Source organism: uncultured Sphingomonas sp. (assembly GCF_913062585.1).
In the GTDB taxonomy this organism is placed as follows: Bacteria; Pseudomonadota; Alphaproteobacteria; order Sphingomonadales; family Sphingomonadaceae; genus Sphingomonas.
In genome coordinates this window covers 23,808-33,666 of the sequence record NZ_CAJXWX010000034.1, presented here as the reverse complement: position 1 = coordinate 33,666, position 9,859 = coordinate 23,808, and the positions used below count along the sequence as shown (strand labels likewise).

The 9,859-nt window shown below is 68.2% G+C and carries 10 protein-coding genes; 5 read left to right on the top strand and 5 right to left on the bottom strand.

Going from position 1 to position 9,859, the window contains the following annotated elements; translation table 11 throughout:
* The 4 genes from QZ546_RS16810 to QZ546_RS16795 all read left to right on the top strand — a co-directional run.
* On the top strand, positions 1-184 hold a 184-nt coding region (locus QZ546_RS16810), incomplete at its 5' end, for a hypothetical protein (protein ID WP_294240135.1).
* A gap of 210 nt (positions 185-394) precedes the next feature.
* Complete coding sequence (locus tag QZ546_RS16805; RefSeq protein WP_294240133.1) at positions 395-1,420, top strand: glycosyltransferase; 1,026 nt, start codon at positions 395-397, stop codon at positions 1,418-1,420.
* Positions 1,417-2,895 (top strand): oligosaccharide flippase family protein, encoded by a 1,479-nt coding sequence (locus QZ546_RS16800; RefSeq protein ID WP_294240132.1) that lies wholly within the window; start codon positions 1,417-1,419, stop codon positions 2,893-2,895. The genes QZ546_RS16805 and QZ546_RS16800 overlap by 4 nt, the downstream gene beginning before the upstream one ends.
* A gap of 43 nt (positions 2,896-2,938) precedes the next feature.
* Positions 2,939-3,217, top strand: a complete 279-nt coding sequence (locus QZ546_RS16795) for a hypothetical protein (protein ID WP_294240128.1) — start codon at positions 2,939-2,941, stop codon at positions 3,215-3,217.
* A 63-nt stretch (positions 3,218-3,280) separates the two neighbouring features.
* Here QZ546_RS16795 and QZ546_RS16790 read toward each other — a convergent pair whose 3' ends face one another.
* The 5 genes from QZ546_RS16790 to QZ546_RS16770 form a co-directional block, all read right to left on the bottom strand.
* Positions 3,281-4,129 (bottom strand): DUF4167 domain-containing protein, encoded by an 849-nt coding sequence (locus tag QZ546_RS16790; protein WP_294240125.1) that lies wholly within the window; start codon positions 4,127-4,129, stop codon positions 3,281-3,283.
* Positions 4,130-4,393: 264 nt separating this feature from the next.
* Positions 4,394-5,212, bottom strand: a complete 819-nt coding sequence (gene prmC / locus QZ546_RS16785) for a peptide chain release factor N(5)-glutamine methyltransferase (RefSeq protein WP_294240122.1) — start codon at positions 5,210-5,212, stop codon at positions 4,394-4,396.
* A gap of 194 nt (positions 5,213-5,406) precedes the next feature.
* Positions 5,407-6,480, bottom strand: a complete 1,074-nt coding sequence (prfA, locus tag QZ546_RS16780; protein ID WP_294240119.1) for a peptide chain release factor 1 — start codon at positions 6,478-6,480, stop codon at positions 5,407-5,409.
* On the bottom strand, positions 6,477-7,799 hold the full coding sequence (hisS, locus tag QZ546_RS16775; protein ID WP_294240116.1) for a histidine--tRNA ligase: 1,323 nt from the start codon (positions 7,797-7,799) through the stop codon (positions 6,477-6,479). Before hisS ends, prfA begins: the two co-directional genes overlap by 4 nt.
* Positions 7,800-7,847: 48 nt before the next feature.
* A complete protein-coding gene (locus QZ546_RS16770) occupies positions 7,848-8,417 on the bottom strand; it encodes a cysteine hydrolase family protein (protein WP_294240115.1) in 570 nt (189 codons plus the stop codon).
* Between the two features lie 134 nt (positions 8,418-8,551).
* Between QZ546_RS16770 and QZ546_RS16765 the strand changes: the two genes are divergently transcribed.
* On the top strand, positions 8,552-9,709 hold the full coding sequence (locus QZ546_RS16765; RefSeq protein WP_294240112.1) for an alpha/beta hydrolase-fold protein: 1,158 nt from the start codon (positions 8,552-8,554) through the stop codon (positions 9,707-9,709).
* The last annotated feature ends 150 nt before the right edge of the window (positions 9,710-9,859 follow it).

Sequence of the window (9,859 nt, the reverse complement as noted above, 5' to 3'; positions counted from 1 at the left end):
GGACAACCGCCAAGCCGCCGCCCGCATGTCCCTTCATCTAACCTACAATGTCAAAGAGCCGACAACAAATACCGGCACCCCTTCCATCCCTAAACCTCCCGGTCTAGAAACTTCCGTGCGCCAGCATCTCGATGCCAGTACCACCTCCGAAGCGCCGCTTCAGCGGCCCGCTCCGTTGCGGTGACACCCCTCTAGGCGGGTCGGCTTTTTCGGTCAACACAAAAATTGCCATTTTTCTGCAAAAAACTGGAAAATGCCTAAAAATCAGATCGTTCCAGGGCGTCGGTCGGCGTTCCGCTGTGGGAACCATATCGCCATTCGGGATTCGCAACCGGATATCCCGTTGTTTAAGAGCCTGTTTAACCACCGCACTTAGGGACAGAGCGATACGAGTATGACGTCGCCCCGGATCACCGTCGCCCTGAGCGTGTATGACAATGCGGCCTATCTGTCGGCTGCGTTGGACAGCATCCTTGCGCAGAGCTTCGGCGATTTCGAGCTGCTGGCGGTCAATGACGGCTCGACCGACGGCTCGGCGGCGATTCTCGACGACTATGCCGCGCGCGACTCACGCGTGCGGGTGATTCATCAGGCCAATCAGGGGCTGATCCCCAGCCTCAATCGCATCGTCGAAGCGGCGCGTGCCCCTTATATCGCACGGATGGACGGCGACGATATCGCGCTGCCCGAGCGATTCGCCCGGCAGGTCGCGTTTCTGGACGCCCATCCCGATCATGGCGTGGTCGGCACCCAGATTCGGGGGATCACCCCGACCGGGGCCCTGCGCCAGGATCATGTGGTCGACCATCCGGTCGATTTCGACCGAATCGTCGAGGCGTTGGCGTCGGACCGGCCCGGGTCGCCGCTTTGCCATCCATCGGTGATGATGCGGCGCGATCTGGTTCGTGCGGTCGGCGGCTATCGGGCCGCATATCGGCATTGCGAAGATTACGACCTCTGGTTGAGGCTGGCCGAGCGGACGCGCATGGCGAACCTGTCCGAGCGGCTGATGCTCTATCGCTATTCCGATACCCAGGTGTCGCACCGCCATGTGCTGTCGCAGAATTACGGCGCGGCGATCGCCCGGCTCGCCCGGACCGAGCGTTTGGCCGGGCGGGTCGATCCGTCGGAGAACTGGCAGACCCTCCCGCCGGTCGATGCGCTGGACCAGGCCTTTGGCCGTGAGGGGCCCGCCGCCCAGGTGCGCGCCGCCGTCACCCGCGGCATATTGTATGCGCCCGACGCGCTGGCGGGCGAGGGCCTGCCGCTGATCGTGGCGCATCTGGAGGATGCGCGGCGGACGGGCGAGCCGCCCGTTCCCGGTCTGGGGCGGGCGGTCGCACGGCTGCTGCGCCATCACCGGCCGCACGGCGCCTGGCACCTGGCGCGCGCGCTGCTCCGGCATCGGTCGGGACGATGAGCGGCTCGTCGGTCCGGGGCGCGGCCCTTTGGTCGATCGGGGCGCAATATATCGCCTTCGCCATCCAGTTCGTGGTCAGCGTCCTGATTTCGCGCTTCTTCCTGACGCCCGCCGAGATGGGGCTGTTCTCGATCGCGCTGTCGGCCGCGCTGATGGTGTCGGCGCTGCAGGATTTCGGCATCCGGCGCTTCGTCGCGGGCGAGCGCGACCTGACCGAGGAGCAGGTGCGGACCTGTTTCTCGGTCTCGGTCATCTTCGCGCTGGGGATCGGCCTGGTGATCCTGGCGCTCGCCTGGCCGGTCGCCCGCTTCTACGACAATGACCGGCTGACCCCGTTGCTGGTCATCATCGCCAGCTCCTATCTGATCGTGCCGTTCGGCATCGTGCCCGGTGCCATGTTGCAGCGGCGGATGGACTATCAGTCGCTGTTCCTGGTCAATGTCGGCGCCGCGGTGGTTAATGCGGTGCTGTCGCTGGGCCTCGCCTGGGCGGGCTATTCCGCCTTCGCCCTCGCCTGGGCGGCGGTGGCGCAGCAGGCGGCGCGGGCGCTGATCGGCCAGTGGCGATCCGGTATCCGCCCGCCCTTCCCGCCCAGCCTGAAGGGAATCGGGCCGATCCTGCGCTTCGGATCGAACAGTTCGTTTCTCTATATCAGCGACGCCATCGCCCAGCGCAGCCCGGACCTGGTCATCGGTCGCGTCCTGACGCTGACCGATGTCGGGCTGTACAGCCGCGCCTCCAGCCTGGGCGCGCAGTTGCAGATGCTGGTCAGCGGCGCGGTCGACGGCGTCTTCTATCCTGCCTTTGCCCGGTTGCGCGATGCGGGCGCCGAGCTGGCCGGCCCCTATCAGCGGGTGGTCGCGGCCTATAGCGGCGTGACCTGGCCTGCGATGAGCTTCCTGGCGGCGGCCGCGACGCCGATCGTGCTGATGCTCTATGGCCCGCGCTGGATCGGGGTCGCGCCGCTGCTGACCTGGATCGCGCTGGGGCAGCTCTTCTTCGCCGCGGTGCCGCTGCATTTCGAGCTGCCGATCCTGCTGGGCAAGATCCGGCGGCTGGCGCTGTTCAACGCGGTCGACACCACCGCCTCGATCGGGCTGCTGGTGCTGGGCGCGATGGTCAGCCTGGAATGGGCGGCGATCTCGCGCCTCTTCTATGGCGGCCTGTGGTTCATACTCTACGCCGCGCTGATGAAGCCGCTGACCGGTTTTGCCTGGCGCGGGATGCTGCTGGTCTATGCGCAAAGCCTGGCCGCGACGCTGGCGACGGTGGCGCCGTTGCTCGCCGTTTATCGCTGGGTCGCGACGCCGGCGGAGGTCGGGTTCATACTCCTGAGCCTGAGCGCGGCTGCGGGCGTGATCGCTTGGGTGGCCGTCGTTTATGCGGTGCGCCATCCGATCCGGCTGGAGATCAATGCGATCATCGCGGGGCTCTGGGCGAAATGGCCGCTGCGCCGCGCGGTCGGGGCGGCCTGACCATCGCCTTGCCGGGCGGAGAATCGCCGCGCATAGTCTGGCGATGCGCCCACCCCCGCCCGGACTCGACGATCCCGAACAGGCGGCCTTCGCCTGGGCGCGCTTCCGGATGATGATGGCCTGGATGACGGTCGCTGCTGCCGTGGCGGTCGCTTTCGCGATGGTCGCGCTGGCGCAGGTCTATGGCCCGCTGAACTGGGTGACGATGCTGGGGGTGATCGGCGGGATCGGCGGCATGGTGATGCTGACCGGTGCGCTGATGGGGCTGGTGTTTCTCAGCTCGGGCACCGGGCATGACGAGGATGTCGACCGGCGCCCATAAAAAACCGGCCCCCGCAAGCGATGCGGAGGCCGGTCCTTTATCCTTCGAAAGCGTCGAGAGCGATCAGCCCGCCGCCGCTTCCGGCTCGACCGGAGCGGCCGCGCGAACGCGGCGACGGCGCGGCTTTTCCTCAACCGCGGCGTCCGGCTCGGGCGCGGCGCTCAGCGCGGGCGGCAGGCGATCGGCGTCGAAACCGGTCGCTTCGCCAGCGTCCTGCACCTCGGGCGCACGCTCGCGACGCGGACGACCGCGACGACGGGGCGCTTCTTCCTCGACCTGCGGGGCGGCGACGTCCGTCACGGCCACCGGGGCGGCCACGACCGGCTGTGCATCCTCGACCGCGACGGGCTGTTCGGCACGGGCGGGGCGGCGATCCTCACGATTGTCGCGACGCGGGCGATCCTCGCGATCCCGGCGGGGACGCTCGTCGCGCTGTTGGGTTTCACGCGACTGATTGTCGCGGGCATAGCTTTCGCGCGGCTGGTTGTCCCGGGGCAGACGCTCCCGACGCGGCTCGGCCTCGCCCAGCTGCTCGCCGGGGCGGATGGGGTCGCCCTCGTCGCCATAATCCTCGGCCTCATTGTCGAAGCCGTCGTCATACTGGTCGTCGCGCGATTCCTCGCGCTGGCGGCGCTGATTCTGCTCCTCGAAGCGCGAGCGGGTTTCGCTCAGCACCCGGAAATAGTGATCGGCGAACTGCCAATAATATTCGGTGTTAACCCGATCGCCCTGACGCTGCGCCTCGGCCGCCAGATTCTTGTACTTCTCGTACAGCTGGTTGGCGTTGCCGCGCGCGCGGTTGTCGATGCGATTGCCATTGTCGGGACGGCCGGGATTGCCACCCGGACGCTGTCCACCATTGTTGTTGCCGCCACGACCGCGACGGCGGCCGGCCTGCCGATTATTGATCAAGCTGTTCGTCCTTAGTCGTCAAACCAACATGGTCCACTTTTCCCGACATCGCGCGCGTGTCGCACGATGCGAAGCTCTCGCGCCCCGTGAGGCGCTTGCCACGGCCGCCGGACAGCAGCGACTGCATGACGAAGGGTATGGGCATCGGCCCGAAGCAACGACTCCGAAAACGGTGAGAGTGCCGATGTTCGCGTGCCCCTGCCCCCGCTCTAGCGGGTTAAACCGGGGTCCTTCAAGTAAAATATGGGGCATGATCGGCAAGTTTCAATGCGCCAGCAGGGCGCGGGGCCGCCCGCCCAGATCGCGGTGGAGGGTCACGACGAAGTTTTCCGCCTCCAGCAGCGCCGTGACCGCCCCGGCCTGTTCATGCCCGATCTCGATCACCGCCGCCCCACCGGGGGCGAGCAGGCGGCGCAGTTCCGGGGCGAGCCGGCGGTAATCGTCGAGACCGTCGGGCCCGGCGAACAACGCGGTTCCGGGCTCGTAATCGCGCACCTCGGGCGAGAGCGGCTCGGCCGTTCCGATATAGGGCGGGTTGGTGACGATGCAGTCGAACGGCCCGCTCAGCGCCGACGCCCAGTCCCCGCACAGGAACCGTGCCCGATCGGCCATCCCGCAAGCCGCCGCATTGGCGACGGCATAATGGAGCGCCTGCGGGGAGCGGTCGACGCCCAGTCCCTTCGTCTCCCGCCACTCGTCCAGCAAGGCGAGGAGCAACGTACCCGGCCCCGTGCCCAGATCGAGAAGGGTGGCGGGCGGACGCCCCCGAAAGTGCCGGAGCGCCGCGTCGACCAGCGTTTCGCTGTCCACGCGGGGGACCAGCGCGCCGGGGCCGACCATCAGATCCAGCGTCCAGAAGCCGCGCGTGCCGGTGATATAGGCGAGCGGCTCCTGCGCGGCGCGGCGCTCGACCAGCGGCCAGAAGCCATCGGGGACCGGCCGGGTCAGATCGAGAAGCAGCGCGTTGCGCTCGATGCCCAGGGCGTGGGCGAGCAGCAGTTCCGCGTCGAGTCGTGCGGTCGGGGAGAAGGCGAAACGCGCTACGGCTTGGGAGAGCGCGGTACGTGCAGTGACGCTATCCACCTTAGCCTCCGGCCGCCGCGACACACCCCATTCCTCCCCTGCAAGGGGAGGGGGACCATCCGAAGGATGGTGGAGGGGTGTCACCGTTCGCGATGTAACGCTTCCTCGCCAGCCGGGACACCCCTCCGTCAGGCCTTCGGCCTGCCACCTCCCCTTGCAGGGGAGGAAAAGATGCTCGGCTTGCGTTTAAGTCTTTACCCATCGAGCGCGGCGAGCCGTTCGGCTTCATCCTCGGCCAGCAGCGCGCCGATCAGTTCGTCCAGCTCGCCCTCCAGGATTTCCGGCAGGCGGTGGAGCGTCAGGTTGATCCGATGGTCGGTCACGCGCCCTTGCGGAAAATTGTACGTCCGAATCCGCTCCGACCGGTCGCCCGAGCCGACCTGCGAACGCCGCGTGCCCGCGCGTTCCGCCGCCAGCCGCTCGCGCTCCGCTTCGTAGAGACGCGTCCGCAGCACCTTCATCGCCTTGGCGCGGTTCTTATGCTGCGAGCGTTCGTCCTGCTGGATCACGACCAGCCCGGTCGGGATATGGGTGATGCGGATCGCCGAGTCGGTGGTGTTGACGTGCTGCCCGCCCGCGCCCGACGAGCGGTAGATGTCGATGCGCAGGTCCTTGTCGTCGATCTGGAGGTCGACCTCCTCCGCTTCCGGAAGCACCGCGACGGTCGCAGCCGAAGTGTGGATGCGCCCGCCCGATTCGGTGACGGGCACGCGCTGGACGCGGTGGACGCCCGATTCGAACTTCAACTTGGCGAAGACGCCCGCGCCCGCGACCGAGGCGACGACTTCCTTATAGCCGCCGGTGTCGGGCACCGAGGCGGAGATGACCTCGACCCGCCAGCCCTGCCGCTCGGCATAGCGCTGGTACATGCGGAACAGGTCGCCCGCGAACAGCGCCGCCTCGTCGCCGCCGGTCCCGGCGCGGATTTCCAGCATCGCGGCGCGCTCGTCGGCGGCGTCGCGGGGCAGCAGCGCGAGCGCGAGGTGGCGATCCGCCTCGGCCAGCGCATTGCGGTTGGCGTGCAGCTCCTCCGCCGCCAGCTCGCGCAGTTCGTCGTCGCCGTCCTGCGTCATATAGGCCAGGCTGTCGGCTTCCTGCCGCAACCGGCGCACCTCGGCGGCGGCGTTGGCGACCGGCTCCAGCTCGGCATATTCCTTCGACACCGCGACGAAACGGTCCGAGGGCAGCTCGCCGGTGGCCATCATCGCCTGCAGTTCGTCGCGTCGCGCCTCGATCTGCGCGATGCGCTCGGCCGAGATGGTCTTCATTGCGGGGTCAGACGCTGCACCAAGGAAGGAAGCTGTGCGTCATGCTCATTCGCGACCGCATCCCCGAACAATAGGTCGTAAATAGTCTGCGTCACCGATTCCAGCGGGACCAAGGCCTGCTCGCCCGTGGCCAGCGCCTTGACCTGTACCTGGCCATTCGCCAGTTCGTCATCGCCCAGGATCAGCGCATAGCTGGCACCCTGATCGTTCGCCTTGGCCATGCGGCGCTTCATATTGCCGCGAAACGCCATGTCGGTGGCGACGTCGGCGCGGCGCAGCTCGGCGACGAGGCCCGTCGCGCGCAGTTCCGCCGCCGCGCCCATCGGCACCACGACCGCGTCGATAAGGGGCTTGGGCGGTTCGTCGAGCAGCATCGCCAGCCGCTCGACCCCGGCCGCCCAGCCCACGCCCGCCGTGGCGGGACCACCCAGCGACTCGATCAGCCCGTCATAGCGGCCGCCCGCCAGCACGGTGCCCTGCGAGCCCAGCCGGTCGGTCACGAACTCGAACGCCGTGTGGCGGTAATAATCGAGACCCCGCACCAGCCGCGCATTGCGCGCCCAGGCGACCCCCGCCGCGTCCAGCCCCGCCGTCACCGCCTCGAAAAAGGCGCGGGCTTCGGGGGTCAGATAGGCGTCGATGTCCGGCGCAGCATCGGCGATCGGCCGGTCGCGCGGGTCCTTGGAATCGAGGATGCGCAGCGGATTCTTCTCCAGCCGCACCAGGCTGTCCTCGGACAGCTGATCGCGATGCGCCTCGAAATGTGCGACCAGCGCGTCGCGCCAGGCGTCACGCGTTTCCGCATCGCCCAGCGTGTTGAGCTGCAGCGTCACGCCCTCGGCGATGTCCAGTTCGCGCAGCAGCTGGTCGGCCATCACCAACAGCTCGACATCCGCCGCCGGTTCGGGCGCGCCCAGGATCTCGGCGTCGATCTGGTGAAACTGGCGATAGCGGCCCTTTTGCGGGCGCTCGTAGCGGAACACCGCGCCCGAGGTGACGAGCTTCAGCGGCGCATATTGCTGCCACCCCTCGGTCAGATAGGCGCGCGCGATCCCGGCGGTGAATTCGGGGCGCAGGGTCAGCAGGTCGCCGCCGCGATCGGGGAAGGTATACATCTCCTTCGACACGACATCGGTCGTCTCGCCGATCGAGCGGGCAAAGACCTGCGTATCCTCGAACACCGGCAGGTCGAGCCGCTGAAAGGCGTAGAGGCCATGGACATGCTCGAAGGTCGCCAGCACCTGCGCAAAGCGGCGCTGCTCCTCGCCGAAGATGTCCTGCGTGCCGCGCACGCGCTTGGGGGTTTCGATCCGTGCCATAGAGGTGGCGCTATCTAAGGTAGCGCGCGCCGCTGCGCTAGAGTGCGATCACCCGTCCCGGGACAGCCAGTCGGCCAGCGCCAGTTCGGTCGTCGGACGCGTCTCGGCACACATGCTGTGCCGCATGATCTCCAGCGCCCAGCGGCGATGCGCATCGCGCTCGCTCGCCACCGTATCGCCCGGCACCCACAGGTCATATTCGCGCATATGCGCATCGGCGGCGGTGAAAAGCACACAGATATCGGCCGCCACCCCGGTCAGGACCAGGCGGCTGACGCCCAGTTGCGGCAGCAGCACCGGCAAATTGGTAGCGTAAAAGCCCGAAAATTGCGGCTTCACCACGAAATAGTCGCGGTCGCGCGGGCGAAGTGCGGCGATCAGCGCGCGGCCCTGGCTGTCCTCCCGGTCGCAATGATCGACGATCGAGGATCGCTCCGAATGCCAATGGCCGAAATTGTCGTTGACGTAGATGACCGGCACGCCGGCGCGGTCCGCCGCATCCCGAAGCGCCACGATCCGCCCGGCGGCGCCTTCGGCGGGCGCCCGCAGCGCCTCCCCACCCTCGAAATCGAGGTCGTTGATCATGTCGATGATGATAAGCGCGGTGGAATCGGACATGGTCCGGTTCATGCCATGAGTCACCGCGCATATCGTTGATGTAGCTGAACTTTTCGTCATCCACTCCCACGCACCCGGCGGGACGGCAAAAAAGCGGGTTTGACGCTCGCTCCGGCACGCACCTAGCATCGGCCATGCTCGCCCTGCTCCTTGCGCTCGCCGCCGTCCAGACGCCGCCCGGTCCGGTCCAGTCGCCGCCGGAGATGTTCACCCGAACCCCCGCCTGCCACGATGCGGACACGCCGATCACCGCGCCCTGCACCCTGCCCCTGGCGATCACCCCGGCGCAGGCGGTCGCCCGGCTGGGCGGCAAGTCGCGGCGCTGGTGGATCGAGGGCGACCGGCTGACCATGATCGCCCGCCCCGATGTCGAGCGCTGGGCGATGCTGTGCTGCTCGGTGCAGACCGCGCTGGAACCGATCCCCGGCACCGATCTGGCGGGCGTCACGGTGCGGGTGCCGCGTATCGACGAGGCGATCCTGAGCATCGCGACCTTTCCCGCCAGGTACGAGCATCGCGATGTCCGGCGCGGGCCGCTCGCCCCGCCCGCCCCCAAACGGATCGCCCCGCCGCCCGAGCGCCTGATCCACCGCATGGTCGCGTCGCGCTGGCTGGGCGAGGCGCGCGGGGTGACCATCTATCTGCCCCCGGCCGCCGGACGGGCACGGCGCCTGCCGGTCTTTTATCTGGCCGACAATCTGGCGGAGAAATTTGCCGCCCAGTTCGAGGCGGACATACGCGCGCATCGCAGTCCGCCCGCCATCCTGGTCGGCATCGATTCGGCCCCGCCGCGCCAGGCCGGATGTACCGGCATGGCCTGCGACCGGCGCGGACCGGAATATAAGATCGACTTCAACGCCGACGGCGACACGCCGACCTCCGCCTTCGGCAAGCATCTGCGCTTCGTGCTGGAGGAGGTGATCCCGCTGGTCGCGAAGGATTATCCCGCCTCGCGCCGCCGCGAAGACCACATCATCGGCGGATCGTCCAACGGCGCGCACTGGGCGCTGGCGGCGGCGGGTCTGCATCCGGAATTGTTCGGCAAGGTGCTGGCGCTGTCGTCGAGCGGACAGGCGGCCGGGACACTGGGGGCGAGGCTGGGGCGGACCCGCTTGTTCGGGGCGGCGGGGCGGTTCGAGCCAAGCTACCTCACCTACACCCAAGACGCTGCGGACGCCGCACGAGCGGCGGGGGCCACGACCCGCTTCGACATGCTGGTGGCGGGCCACGACCAGCTCGCATGGGACGTGGCCTTCGCCCGCGCCGCGCCGTGGCTGCTGGCTCGACCGTGATCCGGCGGCCCCGATAGGAGGGGCCAGGCCCCGCCACGTTTGCAGGTCGGATGCAGGATCCGTCCCCATTCGGTCGACTCGGCCATGCCATGTCGATCGGGCCTTGCCTCGCCCCCCTGCCGTGCGCCCAGACGGCATGTGAAGGGAGCC

Coding starts and splice junctions, on each gene's coding strand:
- QZ546_RS16805 (WP_294240133.1), top strand. CDS start 395: ATGACGTCGCCCCGGATCACCGTCGCCCTGAGCGTGTATGACAATGCG.
- QZ546_RS16800 (WP_294240132.1), top strand. CDS start 1,417: ATGAGCGGCTCGTCGGTCCGGGGCGCGGCCCTTTGGTCGATCGGGGCG.
- QZ546_RS16795 (WP_294240128.1), top strand. CDS start 2,939: ATGCGCCCACCCCCGCCCGGACTCGACGATCCCGAACAGGCGGCCTTC.
- prfA (WP_294240119.1), bottom strand. CDS start 6,480: ATGAAGACCATCTCGGCCGAGCGCATCGCGCAGATCGAGGCGCGACGC.
- hisS (WP_294240116.1), bottom strand. CDS start 7,799: ATGGCACGGATCGAAACCCCCAAGCGCGTGCGCGGCACGCAGGACATC.
- QZ546_RS16770 (WP_294240115.1), bottom strand. CDS start 8,417: ATGTCCGATTCCACCGCGCTTATCATCATCGACATGATCAACGACCTC.
- QZ546_RS16765 (WP_294240112.1), top strand. CDS start 8,552: ATGCTCGCCCTGCTCCTTGCGCTCGCCGCCGTCCAGACGCCGCCCGGT.